Source organism: Nisaea sp., assembly GCF_039990255.1.
Classification (GTDB): domain Bacteria; phylum Pseudomonadota; class Alphaproteobacteria; order Thalassobaculales; family Thalassobaculaceae; genus Nisaea.
The window spans coordinates 130,801-154,707 of sequence record NZ_JBDXGG010000025.1; the positions used below are offsets into that span (position 1 = coordinate 130,801).

24 protein-coding genes and 1 pseudogene are annotated in these 23,907 nt (G+C 61.8%); 8 read left to right on the forward strand and 17 right to left on the reverse strand.

Annotated features, from left to right (window positions below):
* Positions 1 to 26: 26 nt before the first annotated feature.
* Positions 27 to 1,343: an extracellular solute-binding protein gene (locus ABJ076_RS22930; protein ID WP_348195925.1), complete on the reverse strand. Its 1,317-nt coding sequence runs from the start codon at positions 1,341 to 1,343 to the stop codon at positions 27 to 29.
* A gap of 26 nt (positions 1,344 to 1,369) precedes the next feature.
* Positions 1,370 to 2,896 carry a sulfatase gene (locus ABJ076_RS22935; RefSeq protein WP_348195926.1) on the reverse strand — a complete coding sequence of 509 codons (1,527 nt, stop codon included), beginning with the start codon at positions 2,894 to 2,896 and terminating at the stop codon, positions 1,370 to 1,372.
* A 96-nt stretch (positions 2,897 to 2,992) separates the two neighbouring features.
* Here ABJ076_RS22935 and ABJ076_RS22940 point away from each other — a divergent pair, with 96 nt between their 5' ends.
* The gene (locus ABJ076_RS22940) at positions 2,993 to 3,913 is read left to right on the forward strand and encodes a LysR family transcriptional regulator (protein WP_348195927.1); all 921 of its coding nucleotides are present in this window, start codon (positions 2,993 to 2,995) and stop codon (positions 3,911 to 3,913) included.
* 153 nt (positions 3,914 to 4,066) lie between these two features.
* Here ABJ076_RS22940 and ABJ076_RS22945 read toward each other — a convergent pair whose 3' ends face one another.
* The 3 genes from ABJ076_RS22945 to ABJ076_RS22955 form a co-directional block, all read right to left on the reverse strand.
* Positions 4,067 to 4,210 carry a hypothetical protein gene (locus ABJ076_RS22945; protein WP_348195929.1) on the reverse strand — a complete coding sequence of 48 codons (144 nt, stop codon included), beginning with the start codon at positions 4,208 to 4,210 and terminating at the stop codon, positions 4,067 to 4,069.
* A gap of 33 nt (positions 4,211 to 4,243) precedes the next feature.
* Positions 4,244 to 4,510 (reverse strand): transcriptional regulator, encoded by a 267-nt coding sequence (locus ABJ076_RS22950; protein WP_348195930.1) that lies wholly within the window; start codon positions 4,508 to 4,510, stop codon positions 4,244 to 4,246.
* Between the two features lie 109 nt (positions 4,511 to 4,619).
* Positions 4,620 to 4,979 carry a hypothetical protein gene (locus ABJ076_RS22955; protein ID WP_348195932.1) on the reverse strand — a complete coding sequence of 120 codons (360 nt, stop codon included), beginning with the start codon at positions 4,977 to 4,979 and terminating at the stop codon, positions 4,620 to 4,622.
* Positions 4,980 to 5,319: 340 nt separating this feature from the next.
* Between ABJ076_RS22955 and ABJ076_RS22960 the strand changes: the two are divergent.
* Positions 5,320 to 6,647: pseudogene (locus ABJ076_RS22960) on the forward strand (IS1182 family transposase).
* Positions 6,648 to 6,732: 85 nt separating this feature from the next.
* Here ABJ076_RS22960 and ABJ076_RS22965 read toward each other — a convergent pair.
* The 4 genes from ABJ076_RS22965 to traA are packed head-to-tail and all read right to left on the reverse strand — an operon-like array spanning position 6,733 to position 12,667.
* The gene (locus tag ABJ076_RS22965; RefSeq protein ID WP_348195933.1) at positions 6,733 to 7,671 is read right to left on the reverse strand and encodes an acyl-homoserine-lactone synthase; all 939 of its coding nucleotides are present in this window, start codon (positions 7,669 to 7,671) and stop codon (positions 6,733 to 6,735) included.
* Positions 7,672 to 7,684: 13 nt separating this feature from the next.
* Entirely contained in the window at positions 7,685 to 8,908 is a 1,224-nt protein-coding gene (locus ABJ076_RS22970) for a conjugal transfer protein TraB (RefSeq protein WP_348208628.1), read from the reverse strand.
* The gene (traF, locus tag ABJ076_RS22975; RefSeq protein WP_348195937.1) at positions 8,829 to 9,359 is read right to left on the reverse strand and encodes a conjugative transfer signal peptidase TraF; all 531 of its coding nucleotides are present in this window, start codon (positions 9,357 to 9,359) and stop codon (positions 8,829 to 8,831) included. The genes ABJ076_RS22970 and traF overlap by 80 nt, the downstream gene beginning before the upstream one ends.
* Positions 9,356 to 12,667, reverse strand: coding sequence for a Ti-type conjugative transfer relaxase TraA (traA, locus tag ABJ076_RS22980; protein ID WP_348195938.1), 3,312 nt, complete (start codon positions 12,665 to 12,667; stop codon positions 9,356 to 9,358). Before traA ends, traF begins: the two co-directional genes overlap by 4 nt.
* 257 nt (positions 12,668 to 12,924) lie before the next feature.
* Between traA and traC the strand changes: the two genes are divergently transcribed.
* The 5 genes from traC (at position 12,925) to ABJ076_RS23005 (ending at position 16,871) form a co-directional block, all read left to right on the forward strand.
* The gene (gene traC / locus ABJ076_RS22985) at positions 12,925 to 13,188 is read left to right on the forward strand and encodes a conjugal transfer protein TraC (RefSeq protein ID WP_348195940.1); all 264 of its coding nucleotides are present in this window, start codon (positions 12,925 to 12,927) and stop codon (positions 13,186 to 13,188) included.
* Positions 13,189 to 13,192: 4 nt separating this feature from the next.
* Positions 13,193 to 13,408 carry a type IV conjugative transfer system coupling protein TraD gene (locus ABJ076_RS22990; RefSeq protein WP_348195941.1) on the forward strand — a complete coding sequence of 72 codons (216 nt, stop codon included), beginning with the start codon at positions 13,193 to 13,195 and terminating at the stop codon, positions 13,406 to 13,408.
* A complete protein-coding gene (gene traG / locus ABJ076_RS22995) occupies positions 13,395 to 15,323 on the forward strand; it encodes a Ti-type conjugative transfer system protein TraG (RefSeq protein WP_348195943.1) in 1,929 nt (642 codons plus the stop codon). The genes ABJ076_RS22990 and traG overlap by 14 nt, the downstream gene beginning before the upstream one ends.
* Before the next feature lie 127 nt (positions 15,324 to 15,450).
* Positions 15,451 to 16,527 carry a hypothetical protein gene (locus ABJ076_RS23000; RefSeq protein ID WP_348195944.1) on the forward strand — a complete coding sequence of 359 codons (1,077 nt, stop codon included), beginning with the start codon at positions 15,451 to 15,453 and terminating at the stop codon, positions 16,525 to 16,527.
* Positions 16,528 to 16,610: 83 nt separating this feature from the next.
* Positions 16,611 to 16,871, forward strand: coding sequence for a WGR domain-containing protein (locus ABJ076_RS23005; protein ID WP_348195946.1), 261 nt, complete (start codon positions 16,611 to 16,613; stop codon positions 16,869 to 16,871).
* A gap of 67 nt (positions 16,872 to 16,938) precedes the next feature.
* On the opposite strand, the gene ABJ076_RS23010 is transcribed toward ABJ076_RS23005, so the two are convergent.
* A complete protein-coding gene (locus ABJ076_RS23010; RefSeq protein ID WP_348195947.1) occupies positions 16,939 to 17,256 on the reverse strand; it encodes a DUF736 domain-containing protein in 318 nt (105 codons plus the stop codon).
* Positions 17,257 to 17,927: 671 nt separating this feature from the next.
* Positions 17,928 to 18,857: a zincin-like metallopeptidase domain-containing protein gene (locus ABJ076_RS23015; RefSeq protein WP_348195949.1), complete on the reverse strand. Its 930-nt coding sequence runs from the start codon at positions 18,855 to 18,857 to the stop codon at positions 17,928 to 17,930.
* A 102-nt stretch (positions 18,858 to 18,959) separates the two neighbouring features.
* Between ABJ076_RS23015 and ABJ076_RS23020 the strand changes: the two genes are divergently transcribed.
* Positions 18,960 to 19,544: a hypothetical protein gene (locus ABJ076_RS23020; protein WP_348208632.1), complete on the forward strand. Its 585-nt coding sequence runs from the start codon at positions 18,960 to 18,962 to the stop codon at positions 19,542 to 19,544.
* 108 nt (positions 19,545 to 19,652) lie between these two features.
* Here the strand turns inward: ABJ076_RS23020 and ABJ076_RS23025 are convergent, their stop codons facing one another.
* From ABJ076_RS23025 to ABJ076_RS23050, 6 genes are all read right to left on the reverse strand, one after another.
* Entirely contained in the window at positions 19,653 to 20,048 is a 396-nt protein-coding gene (locus tag ABJ076_RS23025; RefSeq protein ID WP_348195950.1) for a hypothetical protein, read from the reverse strand.
* Complete coding sequence (locus ABJ076_RS23030) at positions 20,041 to 20,295, reverse strand: type II toxin-antitoxin system prevent-host-death family antitoxin (RefSeq protein WP_348195951.1); 255 nt, start codon at positions 20,293 to 20,295, stop codon at positions 20,041 to 20,043. Before ABJ076_RS23030 ends, ABJ076_RS23025 begins: the two co-directional genes overlap by 8 nt.
* 108 nt (positions 20,296 to 20,403) lie before the next feature.
* On the reverse strand, positions 20,404 to 20,991 hold the full coding sequence (locus ABJ076_RS23035; RefSeq protein ID WP_348195953.1) for a hypothetical protein: 588 nt from the start codon (positions 20,989 to 20,991) through the stop codon (positions 20,404 to 20,406).
* Between the two features lie 357 nt (positions 20,992 to 21,348).
* Positions 21,349 to 21,696 (reverse strand): hypothetical protein, encoded by a 348-nt coding sequence (locus ABJ076_RS23040; protein ID WP_348208634.1) that lies wholly within the window; start codon positions 21,694 to 21,696, stop codon positions 21,349 to 21,351.
* A complete protein-coding gene (locus ABJ076_RS23045) occupies positions 21,693 to 22,154 on the reverse strand; it encodes a hypothetical protein (protein ID WP_348195955.1) in 462 nt (153 codons plus the stop codon). The genes ABJ076_RS23040 and ABJ076_RS23045 overlap by 4 nt, the downstream gene beginning before the upstream one ends.
* An 86-nt stretch (positions 22,155 to 22,240) precedes the next feature.
* Positions 22,241 to 23,905: a ParB/RepB/Spo0J family partition protein gene (locus ABJ076_RS23050; RefSeq protein ID WP_348195956.1), complete on the reverse strand. Its 1,665-nt coding sequence runs from the start codon at positions 23,903 to 23,905 to the stop codon at positions 22,241 to 22,243.
* Positions 23,906 to 23,907: the final 2 nt, after the last annotated feature.

Sequence of the window (23,907 nt, forward strand, 5' to 3'; positions counted from 1 at the left end):
CCGTCCAGAGGCGCTAGCGAAGTGGCTCAGAGGTCTGGCTGGCGGGTGACGGTAAAGCCGTTCTGCTCAAGTATGCCCGCCAGGGCCTCGGCCGCCGCATTGAGCGCCACCTCGGGGCTTTCCTCCCCGATGACGGCCCGGTTGAAGTGCAGGGCCATCGCGTCGGATGCTTCGGCGGCGGCCGCGAAAGGCAGACCCATCACCGCATTTGCCGCATTTGCCGAATAGGCCCCAAGGAAACGGTAAGAGTTGTTCGTCCCCAGACCGGTTTCCGCCAGATCGCCACGCACGGGTACGCCTCCGGCTTCGACATACTTCACTTGGAGCGCCTGGGACTGGAACCAGTCCAAAAAGGCCAGCGCTGCGCGCTGGCGCTCCGCCGACACGTTCTTGGGGATACCCGCGACCCAGTGACCGGCGCTCGACGCGTGTGTTCCGCCCGGACCTGCGGGTATCAACGATGCCGACATCTGGCCGACAACCCGGGACTCGTTGGGGTTTTCCAGCGCGCCCCAAGCGGCGATCACTGCGATCGCCTGCGCGGCTTTGCCGGTGGACAGAAGCTGGATAAGCTCACCCTGCGCGATGGCACCGGGATTCGGCGGAGCAACATCCTCCCCTGACATCTTCAGATAGGTTTTCAGCGCCGCAAGCCCCCCGGTCGTATTCAGCCCGATCGCGGCCTGTCCCGGGCCCGTCACCCGGAAAAACGCGGCGTCGTGGCTGAAGATGTAGGGGGTGATATTGTAGACGATCGAATCGCGAGCCGCGCGCGGAACGAAGCCGTAAATGCCCTTGGCTTCTGCGATTTTTTTAGCGTTCGCGTAAAGGTCGTCCCATGTGTCGGGAACCGACAGGCCGAGTTCGTCATAGATCACCTGGTTGTAATAGAGGACCTGGACGTTGCCGTTGACCGGCACACCCATCAGCGCGCCGTCCGGCGAGAATGACCCGACCGCCGCATCCCACTTCGTGGTCGCGCCGTAGCTCAGGACGCCATCGTGAAGCGCGTAGCCTTCCTGTACCTCGCCAAGCGGCGCGAGGAAGCCGCCGGAATAGATCTCGGACAGCCAGAGCGAGTTGATGTTGACAAGATCGTAGGTGCCTTCGGCGCCGCGCACCGAGTTCCGGATCTTTTCCAGCAGTCCCCCGAACGGATTGACGTCAAGATCGACGACGTTCCCGGTTTCCTCCTCGTAGAGATCGACCATGGCGACGAAGGAATTCAGCCATGGCGACTGGTTGATCGCCATGGTGATGTCCGGCTGATCCTTGGCGTGCGCCGACGTGGCGGCTGCCAGCGCCAGAAGGCTGGCTGCAATGCTGAATGCTGTTCTCTTCACTTTTCAGTTCCTCCCATTATGCGTTTTCAGTTCACGTCCGCGCCCTCGGCGAGGCCGATCCAGTTGAAGTATTCGGGCGGCGCATCGTGCACCTTAAGGAGCCTCACGATCTCCTTATTCAGTCGCGCCTCGATCTCCGCGTCGTATATCGGACGAAGCTGATTGGGGTCCGACGTATTGTGATAGATGGTGGATTCGAAAGCTGCGAACTTGGTTCCATCAAGCCCCGGAGGCCGTCGCGCGGAGTTGAGCGCATCATAGCGCAGAAGCCTTTGCCCCTTTGTGAATTCGAAGGGGCCGGCCATCCGCCCGGTCGCAAGCTCGTCCGGCCCGAAGAACCCTGTCATGTGCGTGGGCATTAGGGTGTATTCGCCAAGCTGTTCGTCGAACAGGTTCGCCGGATAGCGGAAGAAACTGTACTCGCCATCGGTCACGCCAACCGGACCGCCGAACATGCCGAATATCAGCGCCTCGGGGCCGGGCTCTCCGTCGATCAGGGGCAGGATCGACCTGCCGGTGACTTCCTTCGGCACCGAATGGCCGAAGACCTCGAGGAACGTCGGCATAAGGTCCGTCGTCTGGCTCAGCGTCGCAATCCGTGTCCCCGCCTTCGCGGCATAGTCCGGATGGTGGACGATCAACGGGATATGCGAGATCTCCTCGTAATATGGCGTCAGGTTCTTTCCCCACCAATCATGCTCGCTTAGCAGGAAACCGTGATCGGTCGTGAGCACGAGGCAGGTATCGGACCAGAGATCGTGCTCGTCGAAATAGTCCAGAAGCTTGCCGAAATAGGCGTCGCACATGGCCACGAGAGCGGCGTAGTTCGCCCGGATTTCCGCGATCTCGTCCGGGCTTTCCTTGACCGGCGCGTATTTCGGCCAGTCGAGGATCGAGCCATTGTAGCCCGTCGTGTACTCCTGACGGTATTTCTCGGGCGCGAAGAACGGCTCGTGCGGATCGAAGCATTCGAGTTGCAGAAACCAGTTGTCCGCCATGCGGTTGTCGTCGAGGAAGGCAAAGGCGCGCGCGAAGCACGCCGGGCCGGGAAAATCCTCCTCTATTCGTATCTTTTCGCGATTGACTTGATGCTGCCGCCGCTTCGGTTCCGTCGGCACGTTGTAGTGCTTGTCGGAATACATTTCCTTGAAGCGCTCCAAAGGCGGTTGCACCATCGCGATCCACGGGTCGTATTCCTGTCCGCGAATGAACTCCCAGGTCTTGTAGCGGCTGTGATACGTCGCGCCGCCGTCCTCGTAGTAGTGGAAGTGGTCGCTGATGAGATGTGTGTGCACGCCGGCCTGCTTCAAGATATCGGGCATCGAATTGTCGAAAGGTTCGAGCGGACCCCAGGAGCGGTGCATGAAGTTCAGCCTACCCGTATGCATGTCGCGCCGGGCCGGCATGCAGGGCAGCGAGCCGACATAATGATTGTCGAAGGTCACGGCCCGCTGGGCGAAGCGATCGAAGTTGGGGGTCGCAATCGCCCCTCCGCCATAGCAACCAAGCGCGAGACGGTTGAGTGAATCGAACAAAACAAAAACGGCGCGCATCAAGAACCCACTTTCTTACGGACGATGTGAGTCTAGACGGTTTGTCCTCGCGGGACTAATATTTTTGTGTATAAAAGGTATAACCCGGAGTTATAAATGGATCACATCTGGCGCCTGAAACACTTCCTCGCCACCGCCGAACTGGGCAGTATTCAGGCAGCGGCACGGCACTTGAACATCAGCCAGCCGGCCCTCTCCAAGTCGCTGCGCGAGCTTGAGCTCCATCTCGGCGCGGCGCTTTTCGAACGCTCGTCGCGTGGCGTCACCCTGACCCAGGCCGGACAGGCGTTCTATACCCGGGCGCGAGAGATCGAGATGCAATGGGACAGCGCGCTCTTCGATCTCACGGCCACCCGCAACGGGGCGCGAGGCGCGTTGCGGATCGGCGTCGGCCCGACCTATGAGGCCGCGTTCATGGCTCACGTGCTTGCGCGGCTTTCCAACGAGTTTCCGAACCTGCAGATATCCGTGCGGACCGGCGTTGGCGCGATCATGTTACCGGCGCTCAACACAGGTGAGATTGGCGCCTATTTCGGCGGCCTGCGCAGCGGAGCGGAAACGCTGTCGGTCGGGGTTCAGGAGATCCCGCTCTACAATCAGTCGAACAGGATCGTCGCAGCGGCAGACGATCCGCTCGCTGCCGCGACGGATGTTCGCGAAACGGACTTGTCGCAGCGCGCCTGGGTTCAGCTAAGCTATGACTCACTGGCTCTGGGGAGAATCGAGGCTCTGTTCAAGAAGGCGGACGTGCCGTCGCCACGTACGATCGTGTCGACGCACTCGCTGGCGTTGGCGCTCGATCTCGTGCGGAACAACGGATTCCTGACCAGCTTACCGGAACCGCTGCTACATCCCCGCCTCGGATCCGGCCTCGCAGCGCTGCCAGTGCCGAGCTACGACTGGCGGATCGCCACCGGCATTAGCTATCGCAACTCTATCGCCCGGACCGCGCCTTTCAACCGCATGATCGGGATTATCAAGGACGAGGTGCGGGCATTCGGCCTTGCTCCGAATTAGGTGCGGGAAGGATCCTTGCTTGGTTTAAGTCTAAAAAACGACATTGGAGGCCCGCGGGAAATCGCCACGCGAGAAATCGTACGCCAGCTGCAGGAGAACGAGGACCGAGTTGATCTCCGCGTTGTCTCTGGGCGCGTAGACCAAGGCTACGATTTAGGGGATCATGCCGGCAGCCACCGTCGGATGGAGCTCTGCCCAACCCAGATCGATAACCTTCGATATCGCATCCGCCGGCAGCATCGTGTGCAGGTCGCCGTCTTTTGCCGGATGCACGTGGGGGAACTCGTTGCTTATCATAAAAGCCTCGCATCCAGCCTTTGCGCATTTGCGTTAATGATCTACTATCATGACACCAATTCCTGCCGAATTGGATAAGAAACGTGCACCGCGCGCCTCCAACACCATCATAAGTCCCAATATCGTCTCCACCGGACAAGTGACATCGCCGTTCTCGAACCGCGTGACCGTAAGACCGGAAACCTCAGCCAGATGCGCCAACTCGCGCACCGACATTTGCACACCAGCCCTCGCCATACGGCATTGCGCTGGCGTGATCGGAAGTTCGTTTTCCTTGTCGTCTGGGTCGACATCAGTCATTTCCATGTCTCCCTTGGTGATACCCGAGCCGGCGCTATTGCGCTTTCGGCTTGTTAGCGAAGGGTTTCTGTCACGGAATTTTAGGTACATCATAGTGGAGATATCCCCGCTATGCGGTCGAAGACGCCGCGCGCCACATCAGCCAAGTCGGAATCAGAGCGAGGAGGAAAATCCCGCAGACGACAACGAAGCCGTCCTGAAACGCCGCGTTCGACGCCTGGTTCACCACGGTCTGGCCAAGGAAGGTGGCCGCGGCAGGCAGCAACTGCGTGTCGGGCAGACCCGATGTATGCATCAGGTTGGCGACCTCGCGCAGAAGCTCCATCGTCGTCGCGTTGTCGCTGGTCTGCTCACGAATGACGTCCAGAGCGACACGCTCAAGCGCGGACTCGTTCAAGCCGGCAAGAATCGCGGAAACGGAATACTTCAGCGATGACGGTTCAAGATTGAGACTGATCGGTTCTGGCAATAGCAGCAAATTCCCACGGCTTGGTCCGCAGTACGCCCCCGCAAAATATAAGATCTCGACCCCAAGCCGGGGGTTAGAACCCCCCCTAGACGGCCCTGCGACCTTTAGCACCGAGGCACCTGGACATGCGTCACATGCCCCCGGCCGTAAGCCGAAGGATCCTGGCACCGCGTCGGCCGGTGCCAAGCCGCTAGGGAGGGGTTTCTAAGCCCCAAGGCCGCGCGTACCGCCTCGGGGAGAAGCATATTTGATCAGGTTAACGAACGCCAGACGCTAGGAGTTTGTCTGAGAATTGAAATTTTCTCGACGTTTGGAGGCGAGTCTGATTCGAATATAGCCCATGAGCAAGAGATTTCGCGCCTGGCGTCTTGACGAGACCCTTCTGATTCCGCCGTCGGTTCAGGATTTTGTTCCCGCCGACCATCTTTCCCGGTTTGTCGTTGATCTTGTGCGCGAGAGCCTTGACCTGACGGCGATCGATGCCAGCTACCGTGGCGCGAAGGGTCAGCCTCCCTACGATCCGACGATGATGGTTGCACTGCTTTTGTACTCCTATGCGGTTGGGATCTATTCATCGCGTCGGATTGCCGGGGCGTGCCGGGAGCGGGCTGATTTCATGATGATCGTGGCGCTGGACGGTCCGGACTTCCGCACGATCTCGGAGTTTCGACGGCGTCATCTGGCGGCGTTGTCGGAACTGTTCGTGCAGGTGCTGCGGCTGGCAGCGACGGCGGGCCTTGTCAAGCTGGGCCATGTTGCGCTGGACGGCACGAAGGTGAAGGCGAACGCGTCGAAGCACAAGGCGATGAGCTATGCCCATATGATCCGGCGCGAAGAGGAACTGGCAGCCCAGGTGCGGGTCTAGCTGGAAGCTGCCGAGGCGGCTGACGCCGATGAGGACCGGCTTTACGGGCCGGGCAAGCGCGGCGACGAGATGCCGGACTGGGTCAAGGACAAGCCCAAACGGCTCGCGAAGATCCGCGAGGCCAGGGAGGCTCTGGAGGCCGAGGCCAGGGCTGCTGCGGCGGCGGAAACCCGCCGGCGTGCGGCTGCCGAAGACCAGCGCAAGGGCGCAAGAAGACTGGCAAGACGCCCAAACCGTCGCGCGATGTACCCGACGGCAAGGCGCAACGCAACTTCACCGATCCCGAGAGCCGCATCCTGAAGACCAGGGACGGCTTCGTCCAGGGATACAATGCGCAGGCGGCGGTTGACGGGCACGCGCAAGTGATCGTGGCGCACGGCCTGACGGCGAGCATGAGCGATCATGGCCAGCTCGTGCCTCTCGTCGACGGCATCGAGGCGGGGCTCGGCCGTCGACCCGAAGAGGTTTCGGCCGACAGCGGTTACATGAGCGAGGCAAACCTTGAGGCCCTGCAAGAGCGCGCCATCACAGCCTACGTCGCAACCGGTCGGGCCAAGCATCCCGACAAGCCCAGACACAAGGGCAGACCGCTCACCCAAGCCATGCAACGCAAGCTCAAGCGGGCCGGGCGACGAAGTCGCTACCGATTGCGAAAGCAGGTGGTGGAACCGGTGTTCGGACAGATCAAGCAGGCAAGAGGGTTCAGGCAGTTCCTGTTACGCGGTGCTGATAAAGTGAAGGCCGAATGGACCCTCATCTGCACCGCCCACAACATCCTCAAGCTCGCAAAGGCGCAAACATGACAAGAAGATCTGTCGCGCCAGTTCCGACAACACACTCAAAAGCGACTATTCGGACAGGCTCCTAGCCTACGTGTTTTCATTGGAGTTATTCGGCATTTGCCATATGTCCGGTTGCTGACCGTAACGGCAGTGCAACATCGGTGAGAACCGGCTCGCGGAAATTGCCCGCCGCACCTAGCCGGGACCGCATGTCGCCACTCATATCGAACAGGCCGGAATAAGTCATCGTCTTGCCGATTCGCGCCGGCGTCCCTAGTTGCTCAAAGCGGCAATCGATCAACCTGAAAATCCGGGCCATTCTGGCGTCGAAGACGGACACGATGTGCTCGATGCCGGCCTGTTGGGCGGTTTCGACCATCCCGCACAGGAGCTCCACGGTGGTCCGGTTCACCGTATGGTTAGCCTCGGCCCGGTCCTTCGCTTCGAAGATGCGCGGGTTGACCGCAAAGCGAGAGCTCTCCCAGATCAACCGGCTTTCGACTGGCCCACCTGGCATCAGCACAGAAAACACGTCTCTAAGCATATTGGGGCCGGTCGTGGGCAAGAGCCGAGCCGGTACCGATTCGCTAGGATGCGTCGACTCCGGTTCCTCCGCGTAGAAAACCTGCTCTCCCTCGAACCAGCCCGTGAAATAAGCCTTTACCGCCGTTTGAAAATCCGAAGCCTCATCCTCTTCGCGGCCTTGGCCAACTATCCGCAGAACCTTCCCGAACAGTTCCGTCCCAAGACGCAAGTTCTCGCAGGTATCGAAGAGTTCGAGGCCGATCTCCGATGGATCGGTAACACCGAGCCCCGCAGGAAATTGGGTCAGCCCTACCCTGACATTCGCCTTGCCGACCCATTGCCGGGTGGTCTCAATCGCCTTCTCGGCCGTTTCCGGGGGCGGGACGAGGATCATCTTGTCGCCCTGGAACACACGGATGGCGAGGTGGTCCGGCGCGCTTATTTCGGCCACGAACTGCTGCACCACGGCGATCTCAAGGCGGGGATCGGCGCATTGCTGAATGAGGTCGATGTCGATCATCTGAAAGGTCCCATCAGGTGTTGAAGGCGATGACGAGTGGCAGTCCGAACAACGACGCCCACGCCCTGGCGCTCGTCTTCTGGATCGCCACTATGTCGGTGTCACCGGTCCACCAGCCATTGCCAATCGCCACGTTGACATCCGGACCAAGGAGCATGGAGTGCAGGATCGGCCACACGATGAGCTGCTCATAGCAGATCAGCGGCGCGATCGACCTTCCGGCAAATCTGCCGATGGGATTACCGAAAAATTGCGCCGACGCCCCGCCAGATGCCCATGGCCGCCACATCGAGACCGGCACCGGCATCCTCTCTCTGTAGACGATCCTTGCCCCCTCGCCCGTCAGCTCGATCATGACATTGTCATAGCCCCTCTCGTTGACGACAACGGCGCCGCCGGCGACGACGACATCGAGGTCGGCGAGGTTTCGGACCCAGAGGCGCTCGGTGGTCGGCGTCCAGATCCCGAGCGCGCTTTCGGGAAGGATGATTGTGGTGGCGCCGTCCAAAGTTGCTCGTCTGACAAGCGCGATCGTCGCCACATGTTGAGCATAGTCGGCATGGTTTCCAGCGACCAGGTAGTCGAACTCCGTGTTGACTCCGACCCAGCCTTCGGGAGGAACGGCTGGCGCCCAGCTTATCGCTGACAACGTCCAGGCACCGGCGAGTACCATTGTCACAACCGGCCACACCCGCGTGGTCATGGCTAACAAGGCGACGAACGCCACGAGAAGTCCCACCCATCCCCATCCCGGAAACAACACGCCGGCAGCTGTGATCGGGCTCGCCCAGCCGACAATCCCGAAGGGCGGTACGCTCATCAGGATCGCGGCCAACAGATATCGTAGCGGCCGATGCCATCCGGGCTTTGGAGACCAAAGCACCGTGTGTACTGCAACGAACAGCAGCGACGCGGCGATCCAGAGACCGAGCCCGACCCAGATATCGCTCGCGTAGAAAATCGATACGCCGTTGGGCAAGCCTCTCGAAGCCGCCATGAAATACGCCATCGAAACCAGACCTGCGACCAGCCGCGTGGGAGCGAACGCCCAAAGCGCGGGAAAGAGGCACGCGACCGGGAGGAGTAGCACTTCGCCGCTCCATCCGATTGCACCCACGATGGCGGCGGCGGCGATGAACACCAAAGCGGTCAGCGGGCTACGGCTCGAAGGTGAGAACCGGCTTGGCCAGACCAAGAACACCTTTGGCCGATATCGGCCCAAAGTAGCGGGAGTCATAGGAACCTCTGTATTTCGAATGGAGAAACACGGTGCCCGGGGGCACGACGCCGCCGGGATCGGGCGTCAGTTCCCTGCCCGATCCGTCACGCCGCTCAATTGCGGATTGCGGCAGAGCGAGTCCGTCGATCGCGACGAATGTGCCAATCTCGACCGACTGCCCGGGCAGCGCCACGACGGTCTTGATCAGCGGGCTGAGCCAGCCGGGGCACAGGCCGCGCCGCACATATCCGCGCTCACGGGCCTGACGAAACGCATCGTTCAGTGGCAGGCAAATGAAGACCCGATCCCCGACCCGGACATCGCGGTACATCGTATCGATCCGCCAAATTCCAAGCGGATAGCTCGGTGTCAGATTGATCCGGAATCCGGCGCCGTAGCCCAAGCCGAACAGCGCCAGAGGGATGCAAGCGAGAACGGCAACCAACGCGATCCGGCGACAGCGGCTCACTGTTTCAGCCTCTGGCTCTTGGTCTGCGCTTGCCGCATCGCCTCGGACTGTTTCAGTGCCTGCTGTGTGCGCTCATGGGCGGCAAGTTGCTGGCCGGCTCGCATGGTCGGCCACGCGGTGCTGAGCTTTTCCCGGTCACCGGGCGACATGCCCTGGGCCGCCTTGTCAAAGGTCGCGCCCGCCGGCGTCTTGGCCGCATTGCCGAGCAATGTGCGCTCGCCGAAACGCTCCGAAACCGCCGTGTTGAAAGTGTCTAGTTCGGCTTTCACCATGCGGTCGGCCAGCGCAAAGCCGAGCGCGGCGGGCAGATCGTTGCGATCGATGGCGTCGCGGACCTTTTCCATTGCGCGCGCCGCCGCGGGCGACAGGGACGGGATGTCGATCGAGGTGCGTTTGCGATGTCCTTCCTCTTCCAGCCTGTACTTGGCCGTCGCCCTCTCCCTCATTTCGAGATAGCGTTCGAGGTCCTTGCGCAGTGCCGGGACGTTGACTTCCGCAACACGACGATCTTCGCGATCCGCGCGGCTTGCCAGCAACCCCTCTCGACCCTTGAGCGCACCGAAGCTCGCCGCATTCCGCTCGATCTCGCCGAGCCGCTGCCTGGTCATGTTCGGGTCTTCGACAACGGCTTCCATGCGCATCGCCTTGAAGGCGCTTTCGGGATCCGCATAGACGAGGCGAATGCGGTCAGAGAAATTGTCCCACTGCCTCTGCAGGGCGGGATCGGATTGCAGCTTCTCGTCCGCGGCGTCGGTGACCGACATTGTGAAACTGGAAATGCCCTTGACCATCGGCTCGGCCTTTCTGATTGATTGCGGAGATTGATGAAGCGGTCGATCGGCGAGCCCGAGCCGCACGCCGGCGGCGCGAAGCCGAAGGCCGAGATCGACGAGTTTCTGTTTCTGCCGGATCGTCCATTGAACCCGGTCGCGCATCAGCGTTCGCGCGACACGCACGAGGTGCAGGCCGCGATTGTTGGCGAAGCGAAGCGCCTGGGCATAGAAGCGGCCGCCCGCATAATCGAGCGTGACTTCCTTGGCGTTCTTTCGGGAGAGCAGCTTCTCGAGCCCGCCGGCGAGGTGGAAGGAGCGGCTGCCATAATAGAGCGCCATATCCTCCCGGTGCCGGGTCATCGCGACATAGGTCAGGTGCCGGTCGAGCGAGAGCGAAGCCAGGACCTTCACGCGGTCGACGTTCGCGCCCTGCGACTTGTGGATGGTCGTGGCATAACCGTGATCGAGGTTGCGATAGAAGCGCTGGTCGACGGCGACGCGATGCGCCCCCTCACCGTCTCCGATCATCGCAACGATGCGGCCGGGCGCGGCCTCGACGACCTTGCCGATCATGCCGTTCTTGACGCCGAGCGAGCCTTCGTTTTTCAGGAAGACGATCTGATCGCCGGCGGCAAACTGCCTCACTCCATCCTCTGTACTGAAGGCGTGGCCGGTTTCAATCAAGCCGCGGTCGACGAGCTTTTCGCGTGCCATGGTGTTGAGCTGGCGCACATCGCGGCGCAGATGCGCGAGGATCAAGATCGACTTGTCCGGATCGTAATCGCGGTTCCAATCTTCGATCAGGGTTTCAATGGCATCGACCTTCAACGCCTTGCCGATGACCCTGTTCTTCGCCTTGTAGGCAGACAGCGCAGCACCGACCTGCCCGCGCGCCAGATCGAGGGATGCGGCGCGCATCCAGTCTTCTCTCTGCCGGTAGATCGTTTCGAGTTCGGCATAGCCTGTGCGTTCGACAATTGCGCGGAACGCCGCACCCGCCTCGATGGGCTGCAACTGCTCGGCATCGCCAACCAGGACAAGCTTCGCGCCTGATTTCGTGACCGCTTCAACAAAGGTGGCCATCTGCCGGGACGAGACCATGCCGGCCTCGTCGAGAACGAACACCGTCTTGTCGTCGAGACGTCGCCTGCCCTGTTGCCAGCTCAATTCCCAGGACGCGAGCGTGCGTGAGGCGATGCCCGCCTCCTTCTCCAACCCCTCGGCCGCCTTTCCCGAAAGTGCTCCACCGACCACTTTGTAACCGGCCAGTTCCCAGCTCTCGCACGCGGCCTTCATCATCGTGGTCTTGCCCGCCCCTGCCCGGCCCACCACGGTCGCGATCCGCTCGGCGCCGGTCACATGCTCGATGGCCGTCCGCTGCTCCAGCGACAGCCGGTCGTGACGCCCAAACACGGTTTCGAGCACGCGGGATTTCACGACGAAACCGCTCTTTCCCGTAAGCCAGGACGCGCGGCTGACCATTTCCGCCTCGAGCCGGATCATCGCCCGTGTGGTCAGCCGCGCCGGGACACGGGCGCCTGTCGCGAAGTCGATGGTCTCATCGGCGAGCTTCAGGCATTCCGGGCTTTCCGCAATCCGCCCAAGGAGAAGCTGGAAGCTTCCGGGATCGTCGATATAGCGATGCAGGACCTTGGCGATGTCGCGCTGATCGAAGACGCTTTTTTTGAAGGTCAGAATGTCGAGCACCAGCTCGGGCCGGGCCTCGATGCGCGCGGCGTTTTTCTGCCGTTGCGCGTCATGAAGGGCGAGCCGGTCGAGATCGATGGCGCTCGCCTTGGTCTCGGCCTTGCGCTGAAGCGCCTTTGCCGCCACACCGATATGGGTGGTCGGCTCGATGTCGATACCGCGCTCGGCATAGGACCGGCCATCGACGCGGATTTCCAACCCGGCAAGGGCAAGGTGATGGTTCTGGAGATCGAGCCATCTTTGCCGTTGCTCGAGGAATTCAGGCTTCTCACCGGACCAGAGCTTGTACTGGATTTTCCCGGTTTTGGTTCGGACCGGTTGTCCGTCCGGCCCCATCACTGCGACCTTCTTTGACCCGAACCCGTCTTCGGTCAGGGGGCGTAGCGTGGTCATCAGGTGGATGTGCGGATTGCCCGGATCGTCGTGGAAGACCCAGTCGGCAACCTGACCACGAGCTAGAACTTGCTCGGAGACGAACTGCCGGACCAGGGCGATGTTCTGGTCCCGGCTGAGCTCGACCGGCAGAGCGATGATGAATTCCTTGGCGAGCTGCGCGTCGCTTCGCTTCTCGAAGGCTTCGACTGCATTCCAGAAGGCCTCGGCGGCGCCTGCCACGGACCGGTCGGCGATCATGTCGCGAGCCCACTTTGGGGCATTGGGCGGCAGCAGAAACTCCTCGTGGGCGAGGTTCTTCTTGTTGGAATAGTCGACCGTGCGCGCTTCCGCCTCGTGGCCCATCTTCGCGCAATGGCGATAGGCGGCGGACAACACTGCGCTGCGGCCATTTCCCCGCGAAATGAGCTGGGGTGTGAAATGCGTGATCGCCACCGGCCATCGAGCTCCTGAGAAACAAGTCCAAACTTGTTCCGCAGGACGGCGGCTTACCTCCCGGAGAGGCCGCCAGCAGCACGTCGCGTTTCGCGACGTATTACTGCGCCCTTGGACGCATTCCTTCGGAACGCTGGGATGATCTCTCATTGAGACGGGTCTCTCGACCCGGCATTTCTGCCGGGATGCGCTGAACGCGCACCCGGGCGATGTTCCTCATGCCTATTCGGCATTCGTCACACTTCGGAGCCTACGGAATGAGAAAGCCCTCATCGAAGATCAAGGAAGACATCGCCAGACTGCAGGAGCAGCTCAAGGCCGCAGAAGCACGCGAGGCCGAACGCATCGGACGGCTCGCGCTCAAGGCCGGTCTCGGAGAGATCGAGATCGACGATGCGAAGCTCGGCGAAGCCTTCGAGAATTTGGCGAAACGGTTTCGCGGCGGCGGCAACGAGACCCGGAAATCCCCGCCCGCGCAAAACCCGGCTGGCGCGTCTTCGGGCGCGAATAACGAGGCTTGAGCGCATGCGACAAGCGAGCCAGTCCGACGCGCGCAAGAAGGACACGCGCGAGAAAATCCAGCTCGGCGGTCTGATCGTCAAAGCTGGTCTTCGCTACGAGAAGCGGGCGCTCCTGCTCGGATTGCTGATCGACGGCGCCAGCCGGATAGCCGCGGACGACGCGGAGCGGGAAAGGCTGACGGCGATCGGAGCGGAGGCGTTTTCCAGTGACCCTGAATAAGCTCCTCCTCGTGATCGCTCCCGTCGGCCTGATGATGGCCGTGTGTCTTGGGCTAACCGGCTCGGAAACCTGGCTGACACGGTTCGGCAATTCAGCCGAGGCGAAGCAGACGCTCGGGCGGATCGGCATTGCCCTGCCCTACATGTCCGCCGCCGCCATTGGGGTAATCTTTCTCTTCGCAACGCGCGGCGCCATGGCGATCAAATCCGCCGGCCTTGGTGTTCTGATCGGTGCGATCGGCGTGATTGCTGTTGCGGGAATGCGCGAATTTTCGCGCTTCAGCGGTTTCGCGGATGCGGTCCCCGATGGTCACCCGCTGATCGAATATGCCGATCCCGCCACTGGCATCGGCGCAATGCTGTGTTTCGTCGCCGGCATGTTCGCCTTGCGCGTTGCGCTACGTGGCGATGCCGCGTTCGCAAGCATGAAGCCGCGCCGTCTGACGGGCAAGCGCGCGATCCACGGATCGGCGGACTGGATGTCGCTCGGCGAGGCCAAGCGGATGTTTGGCGAAGAAGGCGGAATCGTCGTCGGCGAGGCCTATCGCGTCGACAAGGACAGCATCGCGAGCCACACGTTTCGCGCTGATGTGAAAGAGAGTTGGGGCGCGGGCGGCAAGGTGCCGCTTCTGTGTTTCGATGCGTCCTTCGGCTCCACCCACGGGCTTGTCTTCGCGGGCTCGGGTGGTTTCAAGACCACCTCTGTAACGATCCCGACAGCACTGAAATGGGGCGGCGGACTGGCGGCGCTCGACCCATCCAACGAAGTCGCACCCATGGTCATCGCGCACCGGCGCAAGGCCGGACGCGAGGTCTTCGTGCTCAGCCCGAAGGATGCCTCCGTCGGCTTCAATGTGCTCGACTGGATCGGCCGCTATGGCGGGACGAAGGAAGAGGACGTGGTTGCCGTGGCGAGTTGGGTCGTCACCGATGTCGGCAGGCAGACGTCCATGCGCGACGATTTCTTCCGGGCCTCCGCCCTGCAGCTCATCACGGCATTGATCGCCGATGTCTGCCTGTCCGGGCACACGGAAAAGGAAAAGCAGACGCTGCGCCAGGTGCGCATGAACCTATCGGAGCCGGAGCCGAAACTGCGCGAGCGCCTGCAGACGATCCATGACAATTCGGAATCCGAATTCGTGCGGGAAAACGTCGCCGCCTTCGTCAACATGACGCCGGAGACCTTCTCCGGCGTCTATGCCAATGCGATCAAGGAAACCCATTGGCTCAGCTATCCGAATTACGCGGCGCTGGTGTCCGGATCGAACCTGTCGACCGATGACCTGGCGAACGGTAAGACGGACATCTTCGTCAATCTCGACCTGAAAACACTCGAGGCGCATCCAGGGTTGGCGCGCACCATCATCGGCGCCTTGCTGAACGCGATCTACAATCGGAATGGAGAGACGAAAGGCCGGACGCTGTTCCTGCTCGATGAGGTTGCGCGGCTCGGCTATCTGCGCATTCTGGAAACCGCGCGGGACGCCGGCCGCAAGTATGGCATCAGCCTGCTCTTGCTCTTTCAGTCGATCGGGCAGATGCGCGAGACGTATGGCGGCCGCGATGCGACATCGAAATGGTTCGAGAGCGCGTCATGGGTGTCGTTCGCGGCGATCAACGATCCGGAGACCGCCGAATACATCTCGCGGCGATGCGGAAACACGACCATCGAGGTCGACCAGCTCAGCCGGACATCGCAGATGTCGGGATCGTCGCGAACACGCTCGAAGCAGTTGGCCGCTCGGCCGCTGATCCTGCCAGAGGAAGTGCTGCGCATGCGAGGTGACGAGCAGATCGTTTTCACGGCGGGCAACCCGCCGCTCCGGTGCGGGCGCGCGATCTGGTTCCGGCGAGAGGACATGAAATCGGTCGTGGCTGAGAACCGATTTCACAAAGAACATTCCTCGGCAACGTAGTGATTGGAGGCGCCCGTCGCGAACAGCAAGAATTGGATCAACGTCTCTGCCGCTGAACCCAATACTCTGATCCCCTGCTTGTCAGAGATCGCGATCTGTCGACAATGGATTGCAACTGGAGGGGACCATGTTGTTTCTCAAATGGCTGTTTCGCAAATCGAGTACAAGAGATGGAGACGTTCGGCCGAGAGCAGAAGGCTGGGCGATTTCAGAGAACGGCAACCCGACGATGGTCGATGGGCAAACTCGCATCTCGGTCTTTCCTCAGGACCGTGATTGGAAGTTTTGTATTGCCGATGTCGATGACCGGAATGACCCATATTTCTCCGATGTCTATTCCAGTGAAGTAGCTGCGAAGGAGGAAGCGCTCGCGCATCTCCGCGGTGAGCCTACCGTCCATGAGCCGCTTTCTGCATCACGCACTGAAGATCGTCGCGATCAATGGGAAGCCCATATTCGCGCTCGATCAGTTCTAATTGAGGAAATACAGAAGCTTCTTTCGGAGAACCCCGAGCTTGGCATTACCGCCTTGCGTAAGCCGGAAGCCAAGGTGTCGAGCCACCTCAAACAGCTGAAATGGCAGATCGCCGAGTACCATCGTGCGGGCGTGTCGGCGTCCATGATTGCTCAGTCTGAGCGCCAAGAGGCTGTTCTTTCGGGACTCGCCGACGAGATCGGCGAACGGATAAAGGCAAAGCAGGCGCAGCGCCCGGCTCGCAAGCCGCCCGTCTCGGACAGTCAGTTGTCGCCCGATCTGGCTGGAAAGGTCGATGATGTCATCGGCTTGCTCGCGAACCAGGAGGTGGTCGTTGCCGAAGAGCAGGCGCGACTTCACCGGAACTCAATAAGAGCGACGACAGACAGAATGCTGGAGAAAGGGATCACCTATGGCCAAGCGTCAAATGGACCGGACTTCCTGAACCAGGACGAAAGCTCGTTCCGCGCCTTCATGAAGACCGCAGACCAGGATCTTGGATGGCAGTGCGACACTGTCTCCGATGCCTTCAGACGGTATCTTACCTCGGGAGAAATTCCGGCGCCGCACTATCCCATGAGGGTCGCTGTTTTGCTGCGTAAGGAAAAAGATTTCGAGCGGGAGAGGCGTTTTCTCGCAGCGTGGTGCAAGCACTTCCCATCAGGAAACGGAACCACCTATGCGAAGCTTGTTGAGCGGGCGAAGAAGACGGGTGCGATCCCGGGCTAGCATCAATTCCATGAATCGATCCGTATCCAACGATTCAAGAAATTCGTTGGACGTCGCTTCCACAGGAAGCGAGACTCTGGGCCATGAGCAATTCCGATCCCGTTCACCTCAGGCGCGTGGACCCTGCAAAGAATATGCGGCGGTTCTACAGCCTTTCGATACAGCCGACGCTGTTCGGGGGCGCCTCTCTCATTCGCGATTGGGGGAGGATCGGCACGCGCGGTCAAACGATGATGGAAACATTCGACACGGCCGATGATGCCGATCTGGCATTCGACCGGCTGGAGCGCCGCAAGCGCCGCCGCGGTTATTGTGATGCGTTTCTCGTCAAACGGCATCGCTAGGTGCGATCGATCAGCGTGAACATGGAAAAGGCCCCGCCTTGCGGCGAGGCCCTTGTCTTCTGGGAGATCAGTCGCGGTTGGTGTTCGGGCGCGACCAGATCAGCTGCATGCCCTCTTCGCCTTCCACCTCGACCAGGGTGGCGTAGATCGGAGCCGGGAAGCTCGGGTCGTCCAGCTTGACGGAAAGATAGTCGCGTTCGGTTCCCTTGGCCTGCTTCTGCCAGGCGGCGCCCAGTTCGACGGCGCCGGAGAAGATGCGGAACTGCGGGCCATTGTCGGAGGGGTTCTCGACGCGCTCGAAGCGGGCCTTGACGTTGAGGGCGAGGGTCTTGATCTGACCGGTGAAGCCGTTCTTGGTAGTGGCGAAAGTGCCGATGTTTGCCATTGTCCTATTCCTTTTCGATGTTTCGGGCCGCGCCCATCGCGGCCTCGATGGCTGTCGAAGAGACCGGTAACGATCGGCGCGCATCCCGAAGGGACCGCAATGAAATGGAGGACGGCGGGACGGGGCTTTCTTGCTCCGCGAGGAATGGCGGCGCAGCCGGCAGGGGAAGAAAGTTCCGGCCCGTCGTTGCGGCAAGCCGGGCGAGGCGAAGCCGGTTGCCAGTCAGACATGCCAAATCGAGACCGCGTTGGGCGAGCTCCGTGAGATACGACGAAAAAAGGAATAGGCCGTGACGTGGCGAACATGCCGCCTGCCACCCGTTACAGGCGCACAATCGACAGATCGATCTCCGCACGGTTCAAGGCAGACTGATTACCGGATCGCGAACCCAGGCACTATTGGCCAGTCGTCTGCCTATCTCCGGGGTCCAATCGCGCGACCGGAAAAAGTGAGAGCAGGCATCGGTCCGAATGTGATGTTCCGCTGTCAGCAGCACGGCTAATACCGGGGGCCTGCTCTGACCCCTCGTGTTGAAAATAGGCAGGCACCGCAGATACTCTGTCGTTCCGGGCCATCGTCTTGATTGATGATGACGGAAACTCGCCGCCGAAGTGGCCTAACATCAAGCGCCGCACATCGCCCTTCCGCAGTCGTATTCGGGAGGCCGAGCATCAGGCCGCCTCCCTCCCTTCAAGCACCTCGGCAGGCTGAAGACCGTAGAGATAAGTCACCGCGCGCTGCGCATGCGCCGCTGCCTGAAAAATTGCCCGCTTGTCGTCTTTGAGCACACGCAACCACGAGTGCAGGTAGCTGGCGTGATCCGGCCGGGGTTCGAGTTCCGGCACGATGCCGAGATCGGCGCACAGGAAGCAGCTGCCAAGCTCGGCAATGAGTTCTTCGCGGGCCCGTTCGGAGCGATCCTTGTGATAGCGGGAGAGATCGCGTCCGACGCGGTGTGCTGGCGTCGTCCAGTGGGTGGCCTCATGGCTGAGAACGGCGACGTAGGATTCCGCATCCCGGAAGCTCTCGAATGGCGGCATCTGGATGTGGTCGCTGGCGGAGGCGAAGTAGGCCTTCGACCCGCCATGGCGGATCACCGCACCGGTGTTTTCGAAGAAGCGGTCGGCATGCTCGATCCGCGACACCGGATCGATGATCCTGTCCGGCTGGTGGTAATAGTGATCCGGCAGCCCATCGATCTGATCGCAATTAAAGACCGTGTAGGTCTTGAGAAACGGGATATCCCGCTCGACTTCGTCACCGCGAGAGTCGATTTCGGTCTTGGTGAAGCGGCTGGCATAGACGACGGTCGCCCCGGTTTCGCCCTTGCGCACTTGGGCTCCAATCTGACCGGCCTGTCGGTAGGTCATCCAGAGCGGCGCTTCGAAGCCTCGGGCGATACTCTCCGACCAAAGGAGCAGCACGTTAATGCCGGTATAAGGCTCGCCCGTGTGCCGGAGGGGCCGCGTGATCCGGCCCTCCAGCCCGCCCGCGCTCCAGGGTTTCATCCAGGGGCGGACGCCATTTTCCAGATCGGCGACGATCGTCTCGGTGATCCGCGTATAAATATCGATACGCGGGCTTTTCTCTTTCCTTTTCATTTTCAGACCTCCTGATTTTCAGGGCCGCGCCGATCGCGGTCCGTCACGAGGTCCGCCAATGGCGGGGCTGCAGGCAGGAGCGGCACCCGAGCCGGGCCCCCGGTGCGCGCAGCGCGGCGGGGTGGCGAGGGCCGGAACGAAGAGGAGGACGGCGAAGCCGTTGCCGCTGCTGCCGGCTCCGCCCGGACCTATCCCGGGACGGACCTCGGTCGGTGCCTCCGCGCAGCGGAAAAGGCGGCGTTAAACGCCGCCGCCAAGGATGAGAGGATTGATCGGTTAGTGGACCGAGTGACCGCCGGTGTAGGGGTCGTATTCGAAGAGGATGACGATCTCGGCGTCCTCGACTTCGTCGGCGGGGAGGACGCCGTACTCGTCGTCGGACTTGAAGAGGACGATTGGGGTCATGAGGGTGCGGGCGAGGTTCCAGGCGTGTTTCTGGGCGAGGGAAAGATCGTGCTGCATCTGAGGGCTCCATCGTTGGAGCGGGCCAATCCCGCTCTTGATGGCTCCGTCAGTGTGCGGATTAGCGGACGCGATCACCGCGCAGGCCAAAGCCAAGCGGCCGCCGCTTGCGAGCGGACCCTTCATGGGTTGATCGTGGAAGTCCGCGCCGCACCAGGAATGCCATCTCTCAAAGAGCGGGTTTGGGTTGCGTCCGAGATAGAGTCCCGGCCATGTGCGGTCTGATTGCCAGGTCGAGGCTGAATAACCGGGTCGGCGCTCCGGGCATATGCTCACAGGCAGACGACGGCGCGGGAGACTAGGATAGCTGTCGGGAAGCGTCCGGAGCGGACGTCAGCTCCGTTTCACGGCCTTGATTGCTGACGCGCGAGCCGTTTGCTTGATCGTTGCGGCTATCTTGCTGAGGAACGCCGCGCTGACCGAACCGATTGGCTCGGTGGACACGAAATCGTAGTCCTTATCCATCTCCACGCGATTGAACTCGTCGAGAATAATCCAGCACGGTGCGGCAAGGCCGATGCGCCGGCACTCGATTTCCGGGACGCTTAGCGCGAGTTGATCGGCGAGAGGTTGCTTGGAGGTGAAGGGAAAGAGAAACACGACATCGGGATTGCCGGGCGTCTTGATGACGATGCAGACAGGGCGGGGTTTCCGGCCGGATTCCTCACCCTTTTCCGCTTCGCGATGCCAGAGATAGTGGAACTCGGCGACGTCGCCTTGCTCAAGCATCTTCTTTGGCAGGTTCGAGAATGGCGTCGATGCCGGACATCAACTCCGCATGGACATCGTCCGGGGCATCATGCAGAGAATAGGACTTGGTCGGGCTCGGGTCGCCGCGCATGCGGTGATAATCGCGGGCGGACAGAACAAAAAGCTTCTCCTTACCGTGCTTGGTGAGGACGACCGGTTCGATCATTGCCGCCTCGAGGATTTCGCCCGAGGAGCGGTTCATGTCAGAAAAAGTGTACTGTTTCATCGCAAGGCTCCATCATTTTACGTAAAGTAGTTGTTTTACGTTGAATTGTCAATTCTGACCTCCGGAGCGCCCTAGAAAAAGGCGGAGCCGAAGCTCCGCCCGAGCGGTTCAGCCAAGTGCCGCCATCTGGATTTCGGCCGCCTTGCGGTCTACGGTCTGGCCGGGATTTTCGACTTGGCGTTGGAAGGGCTTCCACGCTTCGCCGACGACTTCATCGTAGGCGGTCACAACGCCCTCGGCTGCGCAGCGAAGCGCATGGGCCTGAATGCCCATATCGGCCGCGAACTCGCGCTTGCGTTGGGCATTGCTGTCGAATCCGACAGGACCGTCGAGGTCCTCGTCGCGTGTATCGCTGGCCGACTTCGCGGTCGCGTCTCGGGCTTCGGAGACCGCCCGGGAATAGAACTGACCGGCGCCATGGGCGGAGCCGACATAGGATCCGACGATGCGCTGCAGGTGGATCTGCATGGCTCGTTCGCCAAGGCCTTCGTTCAGGGATTCGGCCGTGTCGACGATGATCTTGTGGTGGAGATCGCGGATGCCATCACTGTCGATGACAGGAAGGCCGAAACTTTCGGAAATGAGCGAGGCCTGGGCGCTGTCAGGGCAGGCGAGCCGGACCATTTCGAGGGAAGCGCCCTTGCGGAGCTGGACGATCTTGCCGGATTGACGGGAGGGACGAGCGTTGCTGGTCATGGGAATTCCTTTCCTTCACGATTTGACCGAAGGCTCCAGCCGGCCCCTGCCGGCCCTCCCTTCGGGCGCGGGCAAAAGAAACCGGCGGAATGACGGGGGCTTCAGGGTCCGCACGGACCGGGTCGAGCGAACCTGTCCTGCGGGCCAGCAGGGCTTATCAAGCCCTTGCGCAGTTCCGCGGGGCCGGTTTGGCGAGGATGGTGCGTGCGGCCGCACCGCGGCGCGTCAGCGGCCTTGAAGGCTCCGGCCGCCGGTTTACGACCGCGACCAGAACCGAAGGGAGGCCGGAAGGGGTGGCATTCCACCGGCGCCCAACGTGAAGGAAATGACCGTGGCCCGCCGCACACGCTCCTGGCGTCACAATACGGCTTGCGCATCCGGTTTGGCGGCCGGCCCGTTGCTGATGGTCTTTGCCCTGACGAAGGCGATCGCATGCTCCTGCCGGATAAGCTTACGACTGAGGGCTTCGACTTCTCCGCGTCTCTCGAAGCTAATCTGGTCGACGCAGGCCCTGAACATGGCTTCATCGGTCCGTGCCCAGCCCGATCCCCCGCGGGGATGTCTTCGGGCTTTCGCCTTGGCCGTCGTCGTCATGCGTTCCGCCCTCGCCGAGATCTGGCGTTCAATCCGTTCGAGATGCGCCCTCGTCTGCCGATGCGCTGCTTCCATCCGAGAGAGCACGATTGTTCCGCCAGGGACATTCACGCCGCCCTCCCGGTATCCGGCGCCGGCGCCGTGGCCTCCTGCAGCTCGGCTTCGGGATAGCCGTGCCGGTTGAGCCAGTCTTCCGCGGCGCCGCGGTTTGCGGCGAGATGAACCAGCTCCCCGAGGTCGCCCGGCCGGCTCATGACAAGGACCGAGCCGGGTTCAGGCAACTCGCGCACCGTGAAGCCTCGTGGTGAGTTTACGTCGAAGGTCTTGTGGACCCGCATGACGACCGTGCCATTGGACCCGTAATCGCGCTCATGCAGAGTGAAAGATGCGGGGATCGTATGGGTGCCGCGCTCGACGGCGGCACGCTTGCAAATCAGCCGGCCGGCCCCGTTGCGGTTCTTCCAGTCGGCGAGCTTTCTACGGTGACGCTCCGGCGGCCGCGGCGTGCCGTCCGAATAGGCGATGATCGCGCCAATCGGCGCATGGTCGAAGATGAGCTTGGCAGACATTGTGTCTTCCTTGTTTGATAAGTGGAAACGGAAACGCCGCCGGACGATGCCGGCGGCGTGATGGGCATTCGGAAGGAAGAAGAGCGCTATTCGGCGGCTTCGCGGAAACCTTCGGAGACGGCATCCGGGTCGATGTCGCCCTCACCCGCCTCGTCGGCGGAGCCATCGATGTCGGTGGCGTCTTCGTCCTCGACGATCTCGTTGTGGGCCTTCCAGTCGGCGAGTTCGTTCGCCTCAGGCGCGAACAGCGCCGACCCGTGCACGAAGCGTTCCTCCTGGAAATGCTCGACGAGCGCGGCGCGGGTGTCGCGGACCTTGTTGCGCGGCAGCACCGAGGTCTCCGCGCATGCCGCCTCGAGCGCCTGCCGGGACAGGCACAGGAGGAAGTCCTCCGTCCCCATATTGGGCAGAAAGCTATCGGCCCCGACGACGGCGCCGGCGATCCGCGAGACGATGCCGCTGTTCGACATGTTGCGGCGGCACGACAGCACCTCGATCAGCACCGAGCGGACCGCGATGCGCAGCATGTCCTTGTCGAAGGCAAGATTACCGGTCTCATCGACCAGGTTGGCGGCATGGGGCGCGATCTGGCTCCGGAACGACCCCGCATTGCCTGAGCCGGAATCGACGCGAACGTTCTGACCGGCAAAGGCGATGACGAGCAGCGCCATCAGCGTGTCGTCCTCGATCGGTGCGCGTTGAAGCGCCTCGTGCAGCGCGTCGGTCCGGAAATCGCCGATCATGTCCTGGCCCTTCTGGGTGACATCGGGGCGCTGCGCCGGCGCGACGGCGCCGCCATCCCCACCCTTGCCTTTCGCCGCCTTCGGCTCGGGCATCCGGTAGACGACGGACTGCACCTTGCCGTCGCGGTCGAGATACATCGCCGTATGGTCGGACTTCTTCGGCTTGCCGTAGACGCGCTCGGCCTTCTTCGGCAGTTCCGGACCGTTCCAGCCATTGAGCTCGGTGATCATGCCGTTCTTGGGCAGATTGTTGGTCATCCATTCCTGTTGGGCGCCGAGGAATGCCTCGACGTCGGTCGTGTAGCGGCTGTCCTCGTCGGCCGGCGCGAAGAGGTCCTCGACCCAGGCGATCCCGTAGGCCTGTGCCAGATCGTCGTCGAAGCTGGCGTCGCGGGCATACATGCGGGTCTTCGAGAGACCATTGGCGACCGACCACCACGAAGTGGTCTCGTTCTTCTTCGGCTTGTGGGCCTTCCAGACCTCCTTCTGCTCGGCAATCGAGGCAGCGGCGATCGTCCTGAGCTGCCGCTCGTCCGGCATGTCGCCCTTCGCCATCTGGTCGAGCATGGCGGGAAGCACATTGGCAAGAAGCCGGAGCTTCTTGATTTGGCGAACCGAAAGCGACAGCGCCGCGGCGATGCCTTCCTCGGTCCAGCCGAGCGCGACCAGCCGCTCGATGGCGCGCCACTGATCGACCGGATTGAGCGGTTCGCGGGCGATGTTCTCGACCATGGAGCGCATGGCGCCGCCGTCATCGGCCGGATCGGTCACGATGACCTCGATCTCCTCGAGCTCGGCCGCGATTGCGCCCCTGGTGCGGCGATGGCCGGCCTGGATGATGAAGCCGTTGCCGCCATCGGCTTCGGGGGAGACGACGGGCGGCTGGATGATGCCGACGGCCTTGATGGTCGCGGCGAGCAGAGCATCGCCCTGCGGCGTGGATTTGGACTTGCGGGCGTCGTCGGGATTGTCCTTCAGCGCGCGCGGGTCGATCTTGATGATATGCATGG